General features: G+C 63.2%; 17 protein-coding genes. 7 read left to right on the top strand and 10 right to left on the bottom strand.

All coding sequences use genetic code 11. From position 1 onward, the window contains the following. Positions 1-12: 12 nt before the first annotated feature. From ACV1FX_RS29145 to ACV1FX_RS29100, 10 genes are all read right to left on the bottom strand, one after another. Positions 13-1,533 (bottom strand): ATP-binding cassette domain-containing protein, encoded by a 1,521-nt coding sequence (locus tag ACV1FX_RS29145; protein ID WP_473121009.1) that lies wholly within the window; start codon positions 1,531-1,533, stop codon positions 13-15. Then, positions 1,530-2,522, bottom strand: a complete 993-nt coding sequence (locus ACV1FX_RS29140; protein WP_473121008.1) for a branched-chain amino acid ABC transporter permease — start codon at positions 2,520-2,522, stop codon at positions 1,530-1,532. The genes ACV1FX_RS29145 and ACV1FX_RS29140 overlap by 4 nt, the downstream gene beginning before the upstream one ends. Further along, positions 2,519-3,391, bottom strand: a complete 873-nt coding sequence (locus ACV1FX_RS29135; RefSeq protein ID WP_473121007.1) for a branched-chain amino acid ABC transporter permease — start codon at positions 3,389-3,391, stop codon at positions 2,519-2,521. The genes ACV1FX_RS29140 and ACV1FX_RS29135 overlap by 4 nt, the downstream gene beginning before the upstream one ends. Before the next feature lie 72 nt (positions 3,392-3,463). Beyond that, on the bottom strand, positions 3,464-4,684 hold the full coding sequence (locus tag ACV1FX_RS29130) for an amino acid ABC transporter substrate-binding protein (RefSeq protein ID WP_473121006.1): 1,221 nt from the start codon (positions 4,682-4,684) through the stop codon (positions 3,464-3,466). Between the two features lie 65 nt (positions 4,685-4,749). After that, positions 4,750-5,412, bottom strand: coding sequence for a DAPG hydrolase family protein (locus ACV1FX_RS29125; RefSeq protein ID WP_473121005.1), 663 nt, complete (start codon positions 5,410-5,412; stop codon positions 4,750-4,752). Positions 5,413-5,490: 78 nt separating this feature from the next. Next, a complete protein-coding gene (locus ACV1FX_RS29120; protein ID WP_473121004.1) occupies positions 5,491-6,330 on the bottom strand; it encodes a beta-keto acid cleavage family enzyme in 840 nt (279 codons plus the stop codon). A 42-nt stretch (positions 6,331-6,372) separates the two neighbouring features. Further along, positions 6,373-7,317 (bottom strand): 3-hydroxyacyl-CoA dehydrogenase family protein, encoded by a 945-nt coding sequence (locus tag ACV1FX_RS29115; RefSeq protein WP_473121003.1) that lies wholly within the window; start codon positions 7,315-7,317, stop codon positions 6,373-6,375. Positions 7,318-7,355: 38 nt separating this feature from the next. After that, positions 7,356-8,165 carry an SDR family NAD(P)-dependent oxidoreductase gene (locus tag ACV1FX_RS29110; protein WP_473121002.1) on the bottom strand — a complete coding sequence of 270 codons (810 nt, stop codon included), beginning with the start codon at positions 8,163-8,165 and terminating at the stop codon, positions 7,356-7,358. Then, positions 8,162-8,512, bottom strand: coding sequence for a cupin domain-containing protein (locus tag ACV1FX_RS29105; protein ID WP_473121001.1), 351 nt, complete (start codon positions 8,510-8,512; stop codon positions 8,162-8,164). Before ACV1FX_RS29105 ends, ACV1FX_RS29110 begins: the two co-directional genes overlap by 4 nt. After that, the gene (locus ACV1FX_RS29100) at positions 8,512-9,351 is read right to left on the bottom strand and encodes a cyclase family protein (RefSeq protein ID WP_473121000.1); all 840 of its coding nucleotides are present in this window, start codon (positions 9,349-9,351) and stop codon (positions 8,512-8,514) included. Before ACV1FX_RS29100 ends, ACV1FX_RS29105 begins: the two co-directional genes overlap by 1 nt. 445 nt (positions 9,352-9,796) lie before the next feature. Here ACV1FX_RS29100 and ACV1FX_RS29095 point away from each other — a divergent pair, with 445 nt between their 5' ends. The 7 genes from ACV1FX_RS29095 to ACV1FX_RS29065 all read left to right on the top strand — a co-directional run bounded on the left by ACV1FX_RS29095 (position 9,797) and on the right by ACV1FX_RS29065 (position 18,750). Next, entirely contained in the window at positions 9,797-10,600 is an 804-nt protein-coding gene (locus tag ACV1FX_RS29095; protein WP_473120999.1) for an IclR family transcriptional regulator, read from the top strand. Positions 10,601-10,740: 140 nt separating this feature from the next. Further along, positions 10,741-11,754 (top strand): TRAP transporter substrate-binding protein, encoded by a 1,014-nt coding sequence (locus ACV1FX_RS29090; RefSeq protein ID WP_473120998.1) that lies wholly within the window; start codon positions 10,741-10,743, stop codon positions 11,752-11,754. 56 nt (positions 11,755-11,810) lie between these two features. Beyond that, complete coding sequence (locus ACV1FX_RS29085; RefSeq protein ID WP_473120997.1) at positions 11,811-12,329, top strand: TRAP transporter small permease; 519 nt, start codon at positions 11,811-11,813, stop codon at positions 12,327-12,329. After that, positions 12,326-13,630 carry a TRAP transporter large permease gene (locus tag ACV1FX_RS29080; protein WP_473120996.1) on the top strand — a complete coding sequence of 435 codons (1,305 nt, stop codon included), beginning with the start codon at positions 12,326-12,328 and terminating at the stop codon, positions 13,628-13,630. Before ACV1FX_RS29085 ends, ACV1FX_RS29080 begins: the two co-directional genes overlap by 4 nt. A 180-nt stretch (positions 13,631-13,810) precedes the next feature. After that, entirely contained in the window at positions 13,811-15,001 is a 1,191-nt protein-coding gene (locus tag ACV1FX_RS29075) for a M24 family metallopeptidase (RefSeq protein WP_473120995.1), read from the top strand. Positions 15,002-15,244: 243 nt separating this feature from the next. After that, positions 15,245-17,575 carry a bifunctional salicylyl-CoA 5-hydroxylase/oxidoreductase gene (locus tag ACV1FX_RS29070; RefSeq protein WP_473120994.1) on the top strand — a complete coding sequence of 777 codons (2,331 nt, stop codon included), beginning with the start codon at positions 15,245-15,247 and terminating at the stop codon, positions 17,573-17,575. Further along, positions 17,572-18,750 carry an acyl-CoA dehydrogenase family protein gene (locus tag ACV1FX_RS29065; RefSeq protein WP_473120993.1) on the top strand — a complete coding sequence of 393 codons (1,179 nt, stop codon included), beginning with the start codon at positions 17,572-17,574 and terminating at the stop codon, positions 18,748-18,750. Before ACV1FX_RS29070 ends, ACV1FX_RS29065 begins: the two co-directional genes overlap by 4 nt. Positions 18,751-18,753: the final 3 nt, after the last annotated feature.

Here is an 18,753-nt window from a genome sequence, read left to right as displayed (position 1 = left end):
CAAGCTTTCCGGTTATTCTTCGGTGCCGAAATAAAGATGGCGCAGGCGTTCGTCGGCGCGCACGGTCGCGGCCGGGCCCGACAGGGTGATCCGGCCCTTGTTGATGATGTGGGCGACGTCGGCGAGGTCGAGCGCGCGCTCCACGTCCTGCTCCACGACCAGCATCGTCAACCCCTCGCGTTTGAGTTCGGCGAGCGCTTCGTAAAGCCGGTCCATCATGACGGGCGCAAGGCCGAGGCTGATCTCATCGAATATGACGAGGCGGGGCCCGGCCATGAGTGCGCGGCCGATGGCCAGCGCCTGCTGCTGGCCGCCGGACATGGACGTGCCGCCCGCGCGGCGCCGCTCGGCCAGAATCGGGAAGAGTGCATAGACCCGTTCGAGGCGTCGGTTGCGCTCTCCAACGCTGACGTCGCGCGCGGCCACCAGCAGGTTCTCCTCAACCGAGAGGGACGCGAAGATTCGGCGCCCCTCCATGCAATGGGCGATGCCGCGCGCCGCGACGGCATGGGCGGGCCGGTCCGTGATGTCCTCGCCGTCGAACTGGATTCTGCCCGCGGTGATCGGCAAGGCGCGACTGATCACATGGGCGAGCGTGGTCTTGCCGGCGCCATTGGTGCCGAGAATGCCGACCACCTGACCGGGCATCACCGACAGGCTCAGATCGTGAAGGACGCGGGCCTGGCCATAGCCCGCCGAGACGTTCTCGAGGGTGAGCAATGGCGACGGCGCCGGGGAGGCCGTTGGAGTGGCGACTGGGGCCGTCGCCTGCGCCGGGCGCGCGGTGCTGCCATGGCTGGTGCCGAGATAGATCGCACCAACCTCGTCGCTGGCCAGCACGTCCGCCGTGCGTCCCTTGGTCAGGACTTTACCGAAGTTGATGACCATCAGGTCCTCACAGCACTCCTTCACGATACGAATGACGTGCTCGATGATGATGATGGCTCGCGTCCCGTCCTGGAGCGAACTGATCAGCGCGATCAACTCGGTGACTTCACTATCGATGAGGCCGGCCCCGACCTCGTCAAGCAGAAGAAGCTTGGGCTTGAGTGCAAGCGCCCGTGCCATCTCGAGGCGCTTGCGCCGCAACAGCGGCAGGTCCTTTGCCCTGACATTCGCCGCATCGGCGAGGCCACAGCGTTCCAGGATGTGTTGTCGCTCCGCCCTGGCAACGCTGGCCGACACGAAAGGGGAAATCGAGAATTGGCCGACCGCGAGGTTCTCCGCGACCGTCATGTCGAGGAATGGTCGTGGGATCTGGTATGTCCGTCCGATCCCGCGCCGCGCCCGTTCGGAAGCGGGAAACGCGGTGATGTCGTGTCCTTCGAAGCGGATGGTCCCGGTGCTCGGGGTGATGGCGCCCCCGAGGAGGCCGACCAGGGTCGACTTGCCGGCACCGTTCGGACCGATCACGCCAAGGGCTTGACCTTGATCCAGTCGGATATCGATGCCGTCATTGGCGATGACGCCGCCGTAGCGCTTGCCGAGAGCCGTGGCATCAAGCAGGGCCTGGGGAGATGGGGCGTCGATCACAGTCCGGGCTCCCTCGTCATGTGCGCACCGGAACGTCGCTTGAGCAGCGCTTGCGCAAGTCCGCATAGACCGCGTGGCGCGAAGCGGATGAGAAGAATCAGGATGACGCCCGTGATCGCGACATGGAGTTCAGGATAGTCGGCGAGCAACTCGCCGATGACCACGAAGAAGACACCGCCGACCAGCGCGCCGAATCGCAGGCCGAGCCCTCCGATGATGACGATGGCGAGCGGATCGACGGACCATTGCAGACCGAAGCTGCCATAGGGCTCAATGGCGCCCAGTTTGGCTGCCTGAAGACCACCTGCCATTGCGACCAGCGCGCTCGCCGCGAGAAAGGCGATGAGCTTTACCCGGAAGGCACGCACGCCGACCTGGCTTGCCGCGTCTTCGTCATCGCGCACGGCACGAAGCAGGACCGAGAAGCGTGAACCGGTCGCAAGCATCATCACGGCGGTGGTCAGGGCGAGCAGGCCGGCTGCATAGCGGAACAGCTCCGGCGTGTCCGGAAGATCGACGGTCACGAACAGGCCGGTGGCGCCGCCGAACCAGGGGACGTTGACCACAAACAGCCGCAGCGCTTCCGCAAGCGCCAACGTGCCAACCGTGAAATAGAGGCCGCGCAGGCGAAACAGGCCGCGCGACATGACGAGCGCGACCACCATGCCCGCGAGTGCCGACACGCCGAGGGCGAGTGGCAGGCCGAGACCGAAATGATTGAGCAGCCCCGCGGTCACGTAAGCGCCGAGCCCGAAGAAGGAGGAAGTTCCGAGCGAGACCAACCCCCCGTAGCCGGCCAGGAGATTCCATGCTTCCGCCAGCACGATGTAGAGCAGGAGCTTGAAGCCGATTTCGACGAGATAGGTCGAAAGCGCTGCGGGCGCGACCATAAGCAGCGCAAAAGCCAGCCCGGTCGCGGTGGCGCTGACGATCACGCGCCGGTCGATGAAGGCATTTCGATCAGCCTCCACCGAGGACACCGCTGTCATGCGCGGCTCCCGAGAATGCCTTGTGGCCGTAGCGACAGGACCGCCAGGAACAAGACCAGGGCGACGAGATCGCGATAGCCGTCGCCGAGCGCGAGTCCGCCGAGGCTCTGCAGCACGCCAAGGACGAGGCCACCCACGAGCGTGCCGAAGACGTTGCCGAGGCCGCCGAGAACGATCACCGCGAAATCCGTGAGCAGATAGGCCGCACCGCTCGTCGGCGTGAAGGACAGCGCGACCCCGATCAGCGTGCCGCCGATTCCGGCGCAGGCGGCACCGAGACAGAAGGTGAGGGCATGTACGCGGCGGACATTGATGCCGATGATGGCGGCGGCTTGCGGCTGGTCGGCGCTGGCCCGAAGGTCGCTGCCGAAGCGGCTGCGGGTGATCAGAAGATGCACGATGGTGATCAAGGTCACCGAGATCGCGAAGCCGATGACATAGATCTGCGGCACGCTGAGTGGCCCGAATTCGAGCGGAACGGTGGCATAGCTCCGCTCGATCGCGCGGGTGTCGGCGCTGAACAGGAGCACGAAGAGATTCTGAAGGATGATCGAGAGGCCGAACGTGGTCATCATCGATGCTTCCGGCCCCTTGTCGGCGAGCGGTGCCAGCAGGAAGCGATGGATGGGATAGGCGATCAACGCCAGCACGAGGCCGATCAGGATGAGACCCGCAAGTGGATCGAGGCCGGTCCATTGCAGCAGAAACAGCCCGGCATAGGCGCCGGCAACCAGGAATTCGCCATGGGCGAGATTCACGAGTCGCATCACGCCCAGAATGATGGAAAGACCAAGCGCCGTCAGTGCCAGCATGCCGCCGAGCAGCACGCCGGAGATCAGCGCATTGAGAATGACGTCGAAACTGGCCATCGCATCCATTCCAGACTGAGAAACTGGGCCCGGCCGCCGCAGCGAACCGGGCCCAGGCCATGAGGAGCCGGGTCAGGGCATCGGGAACAGGATCTTGCCGTTGGAGCGATCACCCGGCCAGACGATGGGTGTCTTGCCGGACTGCCATTGCAACATGACCAGCGGCAGCTTCGATGTGTGATTCTCGTCGAACTTGATCGGTCCGACGACGTAGGTCTTGTCGGTGCGCGTGATCGCCGCGTTGATCTTTTCCGGATCCAGCGAACCCGCGGCAGCGATGGCGTCGAGCAGCACCTGCGCGGCCGCATAGCTGTCGGCGATGTGCTGGCTCGAGGTCAGCTTGGTCTCGCTCTCGAACGCCGCCGCCAAGTCCTTGGCGCCGGGATAGGGAAAGCTCGGATCCCAGTAGCCACCGACCACGACGCCGTCGGCGAGCTTGCCGAGAGCCTCGGCGAACTGCACCGGCTCCGCTCCCTTCTCGATCACCAGCAGCTTTGGCGCGTAACCTGCGGACGCGATCTGCTTGCGGATCGAGACGGCCTGAGGGGTGATCGCGTCGACCAGCACGACGTCGGCGCCCTTCGCCTTGGCCTCTGCAACGATCGAGGTGAACTGGGTGTTGTCGATGGGAAAGGATGAGTTCTGCACCACCTCGTAGCCGGCTTCCTTGGCCATATTGGGCCAGAGTGTTCCACCAACCACCTGACCGTCTGGACCGTTGTCGTGGAAGATCGCGACCTTTTTGTTGGTCTCGAGCTTGAGGTCGCGCAGCGCCTTGAACGGCATGCCGGCGAGCTCCGGTTCATGGAAGAACAGATCCCAGACATAAGTCCATTTGCGGACGGATTTGAAGGCTTCGAGCGGATTGCAGGCCGTCACCAGCGGGATCTTCTTGCGCTCGGCGACGAGCGCGCCGGCATTCACCAGTGCCGGCGTGCAGGAGCCGAGCAGGGCAGTCGCCTTGTCGCGTGACAAGAGACTCTCTGTATTGGCCGCGGTGGCATTGGGATCGGTCTTGTCGTCGCGCAGCACCAGGCGTACCTGAAGCTTCTTGTCGCCGATGGTGATGCCGCCGGCCTTGTTGACCTCGTCGACGGCGCGGCTATAGCCCCATTTCTGGAAGCCGCCGAAACCGGCCAAGGGGCCGCTCAGGGGAATTGACGCACCGATGACGATCTCGTCGGCAGCGCAAGCCGGATGTGCGGCGATTGCGATCGCGGCGCATGAGAGGGCGATCGATAAAAGACGTGAGACGAGGCGACGTCCCAAGTCATGCAACAATTGAACCGTCATGCTTTTCCTCCGTGATGATGACTTGGCCGTTCCGGCCTTTGTTTTTGATCTCGAAGCTGTCGTCGTCAGAACGCGTTGTCGCCGGTGTAGCGGCGATACAGCACCGGCAGGATCTCCGCGAGATAACCCATCTCCTCGGTGGCATGCTGATGCAGGCGACGCGCGAAATCGTCGTTGAGCTGGCGTTTGCGCGCTTCAACGGCGATGTGCTCCGGGACGGGTTCGCGCGTCGTCTTGTCTGCAAGAATGCCGAGCCAGAAGCGCGAGCGCATTTCGCAGCCGTAATCGGTGTTGCGCACGAAGTGAGTCATGCGACCGACATGGACCGGAGCATCCTGGTCGCCGATCCGGGCGCAGATCGCGACCGCGCCCGAGTCGTCGTAGCGCGCGGCGTCGAAGATCTCGTGGGGATGGTGGAAGTCGATGGTGAGATCGTAGACGGGTCCGGTCGGGCCGGCGAGATATTCGCTGACGACGTGGGAGGCGCCGATATAGTTTCCGTCGACCCGGTTCACCCAGTCGCTGGCGACATGATCACGCGGATGCCAGAGCTTGTATTGCTCGATGCCGCCGAGCCAGCCGAACCACCAGTGCACCATCTTGGCGCGGCAGCCCGGCATGCGGGTCAGGGCGGCAACCAGCTTCTTGCCCCCGGAGAGGTCCTTGTAGCCCGACTCGAACGGTAGATAACCCGGGTCGAGCAGCAGGTTGCAGTCCTCGAATTCCATGGCGTCCTCCCGAAATGAACGTCGCGACGTTTGGCCGTCGGATCGTGGTCCGCGCCGTATCGGCGCGGTGTCGTCGTGCTAGGCGGCAAGCGATGCGCGCGATGGAAGATCGAGGATCTCGCGGGCGCTGGCCGGAGTCGCGACGCTGCCATTGGCCTCGCGGACGAGGCGCGCGGCGCGAGCGACGAATTCGGCGTTGTTCTTGGCGAGACGCCCCTTGGCATAGAACACATTGTCCTCCATGCCGACGCGGATGTGGCCACCGAGTGCCAGGGTTGCGAACAGGATCGGCAAATGTCCCGCGCCGATGCCGAACGCCGACCAGGGAGCGTCCGCTGGCAGCAGGCTCTTGAGGAAGACGAGGTTCTCGACTGTTGCGGCAATGCCGCCGGCAGCGCCGAGCACGAACTGGAAATAACCGGGACCGCGCAGGATTCCCTTTTTCATATAGTGCGTGGCGTTATAGAACATGCCGGGATCGAACACCTCGATCTCGGGCTTTACGCCGTTGTCGTTCATCACGCCGGCGAGCCTTTCGAGAAATGCCGGGTGGTTGATGAACAGGGTCGAATGCATCCAGTTCATCGAGCCGGCATCGAAGGAGGCGAGCTCGGGCTTCAATTCGATCAGATGAGCCATGCGGGTGTCATCCGTGGCGTTGAGATCGCCCGACGTCGTCAGGTTCAACACGATGTCGCAGCGCTCGCGAATGCGGCCAACCGTCTCGATGAAGCGGCCCTTGTCCATCGTGCCCTTGCCGGCATCGTCGCGCATGTGCAGATGGGCAATGCCGGCGCCGGCCTGCCAGCACTCGTGGACGTCTTCGGCGATTTCGCGTGGCGAAAGGGGGATGGCCGGATTGTGTTCTTTGGTGGGAAACGCGCCGGTGGGAGCTACGGTGATGATGGTGTCGGCCATGAGTGACTTCCCTCTTGCGCGGCGCAGATCGCGCCTGAATGCTTACGAATAGGCGCGTGACGCCTTGAGCTGTTTCACCAGTCGTCCGAGAAAGGCACGGCGGATTGCGGGAAGGGCGGCGTCGTCATAGCTGTAGAAGCCAGCTCCGGTCTTCACGCCGAGCTTGCCCTCGGCGACCTTCCGTCTCAGCAGCGGGCTTGCTTCGCGTGAGGCGTCCATGACGGAGAGGAGATTATCTCCGACCGTGAGCCAGATATCGAGGCCGCCGAAATCGGCCACCTCGAGCTGGCCGGTGGTGGCGTATCGGAAAGCAGGCCCGAATTTCAGCGCAGTGTCGATGTCGGCCGCGTCGGCCGCGCCTTGCTCGATCAGCGAGAACACCTCGCGCGCCACTGCCTGCTGGATCCGATTGGCGACGAGGCCCGGAATGTCCTTCAGGATCTTTGCCGTGCGCTTGCCAATCGCCTGATGGAGTGTTGCGACGGAGTCGTAAATCTCGGCCGTCATGTTGCCGAAGGCGGAAATCTCGACCAGCGGCATGATCAGTGGTGGATTGTACCAATGCGTCACCAGCGTACGGCCGCGCCTGGAAGAAGGCAGGTCCGCGATCATCGGCGCGAGCGGCAGGCTGGACGTGTTGGTGGCGAAGATAGTCTCCGGAGGGCAGAGCCGGTCGAGCTCGGCGAACAGAGCCTGCTTCAATTCCATCCGCTCGGGGATCGCCTCCACGACGAAGTCGCGATCGACGACGGTCGGCGCAAGCTCGTCGAATATCTTGATCCGGCCGAGTGCGACCGAAGCGGTCCGCGCATCGATGAACTCTTCTTCGACCAACAACTCGTAGCCAGCGGCAACTGCCGGGATGATCCCGCTCCGTTGTTTCGCCAACGGCTCGTATAGATGCACCGAGAGATCATGCAATGCGAAGGCCGCGGCGATACCATGCCCCATGGTGCCGCCGCCGATGACGCCGATTTTTCGCAACATGTCGGCCTCCATGTATCGAAAGGAATCCGCGGCGAAGGTCAGCCCGCCGTGTAACCGCCGTCGGCATCGAGGATGTGCCCGGTGTAGAAGTCCGATGCTTTCGAGACGAGGAACAACAGGGGGCCGGCGAGATCCTGCGGCTCGCCGAGCCGGCCCTTGGGTACCCGCGCGAGAAAGCCCTTGCGCACGTCACGGGCGCGCTCGGTATCCTCGAACATCCAGGCGGTGAGGGGGGAGCGAAACACGGTCGGTGCGATCGCATTGACGGTAATGCCGGTGTCGCCCCATTCGCAGCCAAGCGCCCGGGTGATGCCGTCGACCGCCGACTTCGAGGCGCAATAGGCCGAGTAACCGGCGGGATGCCCGAGCTTGCCGCGCGCGGAGGACATCAGCACGATCTTGCCGCCGCGGCCCTGCGCCAGCATCTGCTTGCCGGCGGCCTTCGCCATCAGCCATGACTGGGTCACGTTGGCATCCATCACGTCGAGAAAGCGCGCCGGCGCCATGTCGACGATCTTGCTGACGTCATTCTTGCCGGAGGCGACGACGAGAATATCGATGCCGCCGAAGGCCGTGACCGTCTGCGCGACGATGTCCTCGCAGACAGCCTCGTCGGTCGGGCGAGCCTTGATTGACAGGACTTCGGCTCCGAGCGCCCGCGCTGCTTTCGCCGTGTCGTCCAGCGCTGCGGCATTGCCCGCGACAGCGGCGATCTTCGCGCCCGCGCCAGCCAACACCTGCACGGCGAGCGCGCCGAATGCGCCGGAGGCACCGGTGACGATGGCCGTCTTGCCGCGGATATCGAACAGTGACAGCGGATTCTTCAGGAAGTCGGCGGACGCGGTCATGGCTTCACTCCTGGCGGATAGGGAATGACGACCAGCATGGTGCAAACATCGTTGCGGCGGTTGACGATCTCCCGGATCTCGCCGGGCGCGATCGTGCAGCTGTCATAGCGGCCGAGCACGGTCTCGCGCCCGTCGATGATGACAGTCATTTCGCCGTCGAGAACGACATAGACCTTCTCGAACGGCGTGGAGTCCGGCCCGGCGCCGCCGCCAGGCAGGAACTGCGAGAGCCCGACCCACTGATTGGTGGGGCCTCCCGGTTCAAAGCCCTGGAGACGTAGACCAACCACGCCATGGTGATTGGGCGCGTCATAGGGCTTGGCGTCTGCAAAGCGTTTGAGGTGCATTAGAACGCCTCACCTTTCTCGATCCGATAGGCCTGCTTCGGATCGGTGATGGCGACGAGGCGGATGATGCAGCCATCACCGCGATCCCAATTCCAGGGAAAGAAGGCGAAGGTACAGCGCTTGCCGGTGACCTCGTCGAGATCGCCGCCGACATTCTCGATTCCGAGGATGCCGTGCTTGAACAGCTTGTTGTGCACCGGCTCCCATTCCGGAAAATCGTCGGCCCAGTCACGGCCACCGGACCACACGCGATATTCCTCCTTGAGATGCGGCAGCAGCGGACCGTTGCGGTGTTGGCCGATTGCGGTGGCCAGCGGATGGTCATTGGCCTGGGTATCATGACCGACGACCTTGATTTGCTTGTCCACCATCCAGTCTGCGGCGGAGGGAACGAGGCCGGGGCAGTAGGCGAAGTAGTCGCCGTCCTCGTAGACCTTATGCCAGCCGGTGTTGATGATCAGCACGTCGTGCGGACGGATCGCGTGACCGCAGGCCTTCTGGAGGTCGTCCGCGGTGATCGACTCCCACTTTTTCTTCGGGATGGAAACGACGATTCCCGAACCGAAGAAATGCGGCAGCGGGACTTCGTCAATGAACGGCGTTCCCTGCACCACATGGGCCGGTGCATCGATATGCGTCGTGGAATGCATCGACGTCGTGATGCGCTGCGACAGCACACCCGACTTCGCCATGTAGTGGATACGCTCGATCTTGACGTCTTCGAAGTAGGGCCAGTTCGGGCATTGAAAGCCCCAGCGGTGCGAGAGATTGGTGAACTTCAGCCCCATGGCATTGTCAGAGTTGCTCTGGAATTTGATGCCACGCACCTCGATGGACATGCGTCCCTCCTCTGAATCTCTTTATCTTCCGCGAGACGAACTCGCGGCGGAGCATGACCTTCGTTTTTGGTTGCTCCATATAGTGATACAGATGTACCATGTTGTGGGTAAGGTCAACCAAAAATGCATTGTCCATTCGGCTGGCCGACAAGGTCGTCGGCAGGGAAGGACAGCCGAGCTCGGCAAGAGAGGCAGCTGTGGCGCAGGAAATCCGCGGCTTTTTGCTGCGATAATGAGGCATCCCGCAGATGACTGAGCGTTGCCTTTTGGAAGCGCGAGCGCTGCATGGCGTTGGCAGACTAGGTCAGTAACGCTGCATGTTTGCACCGCGTTGTGGTACAGCGGCTTTCAGAGTCGCGACCGATGCAAGGGGCCGTTGTCGTGGTTGCGTCCAGGAGCGGTTGGGGCGAAGCCGTTGCCATTGTCGATTGAAGGATAAGCGCAGATGCCGAAAGCCGCATCGCGGGCACACCGCCCCCGATCAACCCAAGCTCGCTCGTCAGAGGATCGAGGCAGCAACGGCATTCAGGTGCTGGCGCGTGCGGGCAGCATCCTGCGCACGCTGGAAAGCCATCCCAATGGCTTGAGTCTCGGTCAGATCGCCAAGTCGGTGAATCTTGCGCGTTCGACGGTTCAGCGCATTGTCGCAGCATTGATGGCCGAGGATTTCGTCACCTCGACAGGCCCGGGCGAGGTGCGCATCGGCACGGGCTTGTTGCGTATCGCAGCTTCCGTCGGGGCCAACTCAGCCGATATCATCCGCCCGCATCTGGTCTCGCTGGGCGAGGAGGTTGGTGAGACGGTCGATCTCTCCGTGCTCTCTGGCGGCTCCGCCGTCTTCATTGATCAGGTGCCCGGACGCCAGCGGCTGACTGCGCTTTCCGCGATCGGTGAGCGCTTTCCGCTGCATTGCACGGCCAACGGCAAGGCAGTTCTCGCCTGCTTCTCTCTGGAGGAGAGCAGCGAACTTCTCGAGAAGAGTCTCGCAGAGCATCCCGAATATCCGCTCACCAATCGCAAGCGCCTGGCGGACGAATTGAATGACACGCGGCGCACGCATCTCGCCTATGATCTTGAGGAGCACGGTGACGGCATCAGTGCGATCGGCACCGCAATGATCGATCACTTTGGGCGGCCGGTGGCGATATCGATTCCGGTGCCGACGCAGCGCTTCCTCGAAAATCGCGATCGCCTGGCGGACCAGCTCCTCAGCTTCAGGCGAAGAGTGGAAGCGATCCTGTCTCGCTGACGACGGCAATCGTGAGCCTCTTGCCTTGTAACCCGTAATACAATACAGGAGTACCGTATAGCAGTACGACATCAAATGTCCGCAGAGGCATTCGGACTGCTGCGGGTGGGTAAGCGACCCGCCAATCAGGAGGAGGCGTGATGATAACGCGGCGTTTGGCCTTGCTCGGGGGGCTGTCGGGGGTTGCTGTCAGCGGATTTGCGATAAGGCGCGCCAGCGCCGACCCGATCGCCCTGAGAGTTTCGCACTATCTTCCGCCCAACCACACCTTTCACCGTGAGCTTACCAAATGGGGCGAGGTTCTCGCGGAGCAATCGAAAGGTCAGCTCACGCTTAGCATCTTCCCCGCGTCACAGCTCGGCCCGGTCAACCGGCAATTCGATCTGGTCCGCAACGGCGTAGCCGACATCGCCGTCGGTCTGCATGGTGCGACCCCCGGTCGTTTCCGTATGATGGACCTTGTGGCGTTGCCCTATTCGTCGCCAACCGCCGGCAAGAATAGCGCAGTCACCTCGCGCCGATTGACGGAGCTGGCGCCGACCTATCTCACCTCCGAACATGCCGGCATGAAGATACTCTGGATGGCGGTGACCAATCCCGTCTTGTTCCACACGAGCAAGCGGCAGATCACCAAAATCGATGACTTCAAGGGCCTGCGTATCCGCTATGCGGGAGAGCAATTGGCGCAAATCATTCCGCTGCTCGGCGCGGCGCCGCTGGCGGTCCCGCCGGCAGAGACGGCGGACAGCCTTGCCAAGGGCATCATCGACGGCGCGACATTTCCCTATGAGGCCTGCCAGAGCTTTGATCTCGGCACCGTCCTGAAATATTCGCTTGAGCCTGGCGTGAGCACGGCCACTTTTGCGGTCGCGATGAACCTGAACAAGTTCAAGTCGCTCCCGGCCGATCTGCAGGAGCTGATCGAGAAAACGACGGGGCCGGCGATGGCCGAGCAATTCGGTGCTGCGTTTGATGTCAGCGAGAAGCTCGGACGCGACTACATGATCGCCAAGGGCGTGCAGATCGCGCAATTGCCGGAAGCCGAAATCATCCGCATCAAGGAGACTCTTGCGCCCTTGCGCGACCAGGCGCTCGCCGAATTGACGAAGACCGGACGGCCCGGGAAAGCCTTCCTCGACGCCTATACACAGTGACGATCCGCTCAATCGCTGGGCGGGACCGATCCCGTCCCGACGACCCGGAGAGCCGAATGGCGACTGCCTCTCTCGAAACCTTCTCGACACGCCTGAAAAACGCCCAGGTGCGGCTCGCGATGATCGCGTTGGTGATCATGATGTGCAGCACCTGTACCGACGTCGCGCTGCGGTTCCTGTTCAACCGGCCGATTCACGGCGCCTACGACATCGTTGAAGCATGTCTTGTCGTATTCGTCTTTCACGGCATGTCGGCGAGCTTCTTCGCGCGGAAGAACATCGTCATCGATGTCATCGATTCCATGATCGGCGTGCGCGCCGAGCGCCTTCTCGTGCGGCTATCCGACGTCGTGTCGATCGCCCTCCTGGTTCTGGTCACGACGGCAATGATTGCGCCAGCGCTCCAGGCCTACGACTATGGCGACCGCAAGCTCGAGCTGGGCTTGCAGGTCTGGGTGCTCTGGATATTCGCGATCGTTGGAATCGTCGGTACGACTCTGAGTGCGTTCGGACTTCTGTTCCGGCCACTCCCACCTCCACGCGCGGCACATGGCGAGACCGGAGAGCCTGCGTGAGCGTACAGTGGATCGGCGCAGTCGGTGTCCTTGGTCTCTTTGCGCTCTTGTTCCTGCGAATTCCAGTCTGGGCGGCTTTGATCATCGTCGGTCTCGCCGGCAACACCGTGATCAACGGCTGGTCGGCGGCCTATACCATGCTGGGAACGACGCCGTTCGACGTCGCCAACTCCTATCCGCTGTCGGTGATCCCGCTCTTCATCCTGATGGGCGACGTCGCCTCCAGCACGCGGTTGTCCGCCGACCTCTTCAACACCGCGCGCGTGCTGCTTTCCGGCGTGCGAGGCGGGCTTGCGGTGGCGGCGATCGGTGCGTCGGCCTGTTTTGGAGCGGTCTGCGGCTCGTCGATCGCGACCGCCGCCACCATGTCGCGCATCGCGATCCCGGAAATGCGCAAGGCGAACTACGCAGATGGATTGGCCGCCGGCGCGGTCGCCGCGGGCGGCTCGATCGGTATCCTGGTTCCACCGTCGATCATTCTGGTGATCTATGGGGCCATTGCCGAGCAGTCGGTGCCGAAACTATTCGCCGCCGCGTTGTTTCCAGCCGTGATCCTGACCGCGGCCTATGTGGCGTTGGCGCTGATCACGGCACATCTCAATCCGAAGCTGGCCCCGCTCGGCGAACCATCCACCTGGCGTGAACGGCTGGCTGCGCTTCGCCAGCCCTGGCAGTTCGTCCTTTTGTTCGTGCTGACCATCGGCGGCATCTATGGCGGCATTTTCAGCCCCACCGAGGCCGCGGCGCTCGGCGCTTTCGGTGCCATCGTGCTCGGCGCGCTCGGCCGCCGCCTCTCAAAGGCTCAGCTTTTCCAGGCCGTGGAGGGCGCGGTCATCACATCGGCGCTGTTGTTTACCATCATTATCGGTGCGACCTATTTCGCGAACTTCGTGGTGCAGACCCAGCTGCCGCAGCTGCTCGCCGGCGCAGCCAGGTCGCTGCACCTGCCGGGTCTCGCGGTCATGGTCATCATCATCGCGGCCTATGTGGTGATCGGATGTTTCCTGGAGGGAATCGGCATGGTGCTGATTACCGTTCCGGTGTTTCTGCCGCTCGTGGCGCAATATGGCTACGATCCGGTCTGGTTCTCGATCATTGTCGTGATCGTCGTCGAGCTCGGCCTCATTCATCCGCCGGTCGGCATGAACCTGTTCGTGATCCAGGCCCAGGTGCCCGACGTGAGGCTCGGCAGCATCTACCGCGGCATTCTTCCGTTCCTGATCGCACCTTTCGTCTTGCTGGCGCTCCTGCTGATATTCCCGCAGCTCGCATTGTGGCTGCCCAAGGTGCTCTATGGCTGACACCGCGCTTGATGTTGTTGCTATCACCACCTGCGCGCCGGCGCTGGCCGAAAAGGTTGCGCAAGCATGTCCAGGACACCGGGTCCATGCCGGCGGCAGTGCGGCGGATCTGCTGGATGCGGCAGGGCAGATCGACCAGGGGCGAAATCGCGTTTCCCTAACCACGGCGGGAGCCACGGCATGATGACGACGCATGAGCGAATTCCTGTTCGTATCAGCAATACCGAACTCGAGCGGCGATGGGCCGCCATTCGGGCCGGGATGGTGGAGCGCGCCGTCGACGTGCTGATCGTGCAGGCGACCAACGATTGGCTCGGCGGCAACGTCAAATGGTTGACGGATATCCCCGCGAACAACGGCTATCCGCGTACGGTGCTGTTTTACACGAATGACCTGATGAGCGTCGTCGAGATGGGGCCGTTCGGCGGTCATCGCAAGCTCAGGGAAGATCCGATCCATCGGGGTGTCGGTACCATCAGGACGACACCGTCGTTTTCATCTGTCGAATACAGCGTCGGCTATGATGCGGAGCTGGCGGCTGCTGATATCCGCGAGCACGGCGTTCGGCGCGTGGCGTTCGCAAGCGAAGGGGGCTTCCTCAGCGGCTTCAGCCGGCGCTTGCGGCAAGAGCTGACGAATGTCGATTTTGTCGACATGACTGAAGAGCTTGATGGGCTGAAGGCTTTCAAGAGTGCCGAGGAACAGGCGCTTATCCGTGGCACGGCCGCGCTGCAGGATGATGTCTTCAGCCACGTCTGCTCGATCATCCGACCCGGACTGCGCGACATCGACATCACGTCGGCTGCGCAAATGAAAGCCCAACAGCTTGGCAGTGAGCAGGGCATCTTCCTTGGCGCATCAGCCAAGGTCGGGATCCGTTCGCCCTTCATGGGGCGTCATTTCCAGGGGCGCCCGCTCTCGGCCGGCGATCATCTGTCGCTTCTGATCGAGGTCAACGGCCCCGGCGGATTCTTCTGCGAAATCGCCCGGACCTTGGTCCTGGGCAAGGCATCGGCCGAACTCCTCGACGGCTTCGCGGCCGTCAAGGCAGCACAGGATTACACCCTCTCGCTGCTCAAGCCCGGCGCTACCGCCCGCGACATTGCGACCGCCCACGACGCCTACATGATCGATCATGGTCTGCCGCCGGAAATCCGACTTTATGCCCACAGCCAGGGCTACGACATGGTCGAACGCCCCCTGATCCGCCACGACGAGACCATGGGCATCGCCGCCGGCATGAACTTCGCGGTCCATCCGGGCTACGAGACCGCCTCCATCTTCGCGGTGATCTGCGACAACTACATCGTCGGTCAAGAGGGGCCCGGCCCCTGTCTGCACAAGACCGAGAAGAAGGTGTTCGAAATCTGAGCCGATGGAAAGTTCGAAGGCCGGGCACACCTCGCGTTGCGTCCGTAGTTTTTGGGCAACGGGCTCGGCAAACCCTTAACAAATCGCCGTTTTTCGGCCGGCGGCCGGCATGTGCCAGCCGGCTGGCCGTGACGCCTTGACAACCCGCGGTTCGTCGAAATATTTTATACTTAAAATAATTTGCAGCTCGGCTTTGAAAGAGCTTGCAGCTCTCCACGGCGCGGCGCGCGAAAGCGAGGGATCATGCGCATAGTCTGTATCGGCGGCGGACCGGCCGGGCTCTATCTGGGCCTCCTGATGAAGCGCCGTCACCCTGAGCACGTCGTCACTGTCGTCGAGCGCAACAAGCCTTACGACACATTCGGCTGGGGCGTGGTGTTCTCCGATGCGATGATGCAGGCGATGCGGATCGCCGATCCCGAAAGTGCGGCCGAGATCGAGGACGCCTTCAACCATTGGGACGATATCGAGCTCGTCTTCAAGGGGACGCGTCAGCGGACGACCGGCCATGGCTTCATCGGCATCGGGCGCAAGCACCTGCTCAACATCCTGCAGCGGCGTTGCGAGGCGCTGGGCGTCGAGCTCGTTTTCGAACGCGATGTCGAATCCGATCTCGAATTCCCCGACGCCGACCTGATCATCGCTTCCGACGGCGTCAATTCCAGGATCCGTGCCCGCTACGCCGAACAGTTCCAGCCTGACATGGTGATCCGGCCGAACCGCTATATCTGGCTGGGCACCAAGAAGGCGTTCGACGCCTTCACGTTCGACTTCCGCAGGACCGAACACGGCTGGTTCCAGGCGCACATCTACAAGTTCGATAGTGAAACCTCGACCTTCATCGTCGAGACCACGGAAGAGGCCTACGACGGCCATGGGCTTGGCGACCTCGACCAGCAGGGCTCGATCGAATTCTGCGAAAAGCTCTTCGCCGAGACCCTGGACGGTGCGAAGCTCTTGACCAACGCCCGCCATCTGCGCGGTTCGGCCTGGCTCAATTTCAGTCGCCTGATCTGCGGCAAATGGAGCGTGTTCAACGGCCGGTCCCATGTCGTGCTGATGGGCGATGCCGCGCACACCGCGCATTTCGCGATCGGCTCGGGCACCAAGCTCGCGCTCGACGACGCCATCGAGCTCGCCAATCAGTTCGATCGCCATGGCCACAGCCGCGACAAGATCGAAAGCGTGCTGGAAGCGTATGAGGATGTGCGCCGCGTCGACGTCGCCCGCATCCAGAATGCGGCGCGCAACGCGATGGAATGGTTCGAGGTCGTTGGCCGGCGCTATGCCGATACGCTCGAGCCGCCGCAATTCTTCTACTCGATGCTGACGCGTTCGCAGCGCATCAGCCATGAGAACCTTCGCCTGCGTGACCGCACCTGGCTGGAAGGCTTCGAGCGCTGGTTTGCCGCGCGATCAGGGATAGCCGTGAAGGACGGCGAGCGCGTGCCACCGCCGATGCTCACGCCCCACCGCGTGCGGGGGCTTAGCCTTGCCAACCGAATCATGGTCTCGCCGATGGCGATGTATTCGGCGCAGGATGGGCTCATCAACGATTTCCACATCGCCCATCTCGGTGCGCGCGCGATGGGCGGGGCAGGGTTGATCTTTGCCGAGATGACCTGCGTCTCGCCGGAGGCGCGGATCACGCCGGGCTGTCTCGGCCTTTGGAATGACGCGCAAGCGGCGCAGTGGCGCCGCCTGGTCGATCTGATCCATGGCCTTGGACACGCCAAAGTCGGCATTCAGCTCGGCCATGCCGGCCGGAAGGGATCAACGAGGCTCGCATGGGAGGGCATTGACGAGCCGCTCGAGTCGGGCAATTGGCCGCTGATCTCCGCATCGGCGCAGCCCTATCTGCCCCATGGTCAGGTGCCGCGAGCGATGGATCGCCGCGACATGGACCGGGTGCGCGACGATTTCGTCGCAGCAACGCGTCGCGCCGCCGAAGCCGGCGTCGAATGGCTCGAACTCCATTGCGCGCACGGCTATCTGCTGTCGAGCTTCCTGTCGCCGCTGACCAACCGGCGCACCGACGAATACGGCGGCAGCCACGACAATCGTGCGCGTTTTCCGCTCGAAGTGTTCAGAGCAATGCGGGCGGTGTGGCCGTCCGATCGTCCGATGTCGGTGCGTCTGTCCTGCCATGACTGGACCGAGGGCGGCAACACGCCGGCCGATGCGGCGATCTTTTCTGCGCTGTTCAAGGAAGCGGGCGCAGACGTGATCGATTGCTCGTCGGGACAGGTCTGGAAGGACGATCGGCCGATCTACGGACGCCTGTACCAGACGCCGTTCGCCGACCTGATCCGCAATGAGGTCGGTATTGAGACCATCGCGGTCGGTGCGATCTCCGAGGCCGATCACGCCAACTCGATCCTCGCCGCCGGCCGTGCCGATCTCTGCGCCATTGCGCGGCCGCACCTGGCCGATCCAGCCTGGACGCTGCACGAAGCCGCGCGCATCGGCATCACCGCGGTCACCTGGCCCAAGCAATATCTCTCCGCCAAGGGCCAATATGAAACCAATCTCGCCCGTGCCGCGGCAGCGGCCGCGCAGGAGATTTCAAAATGAGCTCCGTTGCCAAGGCGATCAGGCGCGACTGGCTGGACTGGCCGTTCTTCGAACCGCGCCATCAAGCGATCGGTGAGGCGCTCGACCGCTTCGTGCGGTCGGGGACCCTCGACAAGATCGACCACGACGATGTCGACGGCGCCTGCCGCAAGCTCGTGCGCGCGATGGGAGAGGCGGGGTTGCTCGATTGCGCCGTTGCCGCGCCCGACGGCGATGCGACGACGATCGACTCCCGTTCGATCTGCCTGTCGCGCGAGTCGCTCGCCTATGCCGATGGCCTTGCCGATTTCGCCTTCGCCATGCAGGGGCTCGGGTCCGGCGCGATCGCACTCGGCGGCTCGGCGGAGCTGCGCAAAGCCGTGCTGCCAAAAGTTCGATCGGGCGAATGGCTGTCGGCCTTCGCGCTATCCGAAAGGGAGGCAGGGTCGGATGTTGCGGCCATGTCCTGCGCCGCGCGCGCCGACGGCGACGATTACGTCATCGACGGCGAGAAGACCTGGATATCCAACGGCGGCATCGCCGACGTCTACACGCTGTTCGCGAGAACGGGGGAAGCGCCGGGCGCTCGCGGCATTTCGGCCTTTGTCGTCTTTCCCGGTGATCCCGGCTTTGACATTGCCGAGCGTATCGACGTCATCGCGCCGCATCCGCTGGCGACGTTGCGCTTTACGAATTGCCGGATCCCGGCAAGCCGTCGTCTTGGTGCGCCCGGCGGCGGCTTCAAGCTCGCCATGCAGACGCTCGACATATTTCGCGCGTCCGTCGCCGCTGCCGCGCTCGGTTTTGCCCGGCGCGCGCTCGATGAGGCGTTGTCGCATGCGCAGAGCAGGCACATGTTCGGTGCAACGCTCGGCGATCTTCAGTTGACCCAGGCCGCGCTCGGCGACATGGCGACCGAGACCGATGCCGCAGCGCTTCTGACCTACCGTGCGGCCTGGCGCCGGGACGTTCAGCGGCTTCCAACCACCCGTGAAGCTGCGATGGCAAAACTGACGGCGACCGAGACCGCGCAGCGCGTTATCGACCGCGCCGTGCAGATGTTCGGCGGACGCGGCGTGCGCAAGGGCGAAATCGTCGAGGGACTCTACCGCGAGATACGCGCGCTACGAATCTACGAGGGCGCGAGCGAGGTCCAGAAATTGATCGTTGCGCGCGAGCTTTTGAAGCCGCGTTGAGGC

The sequence above is a fragment of the Bradyrhizobium ingae genome, from assembly GCF_055791185.1.
This window is presented reverse-complemented; position numbering and strand designations above follow the sequence as displayed.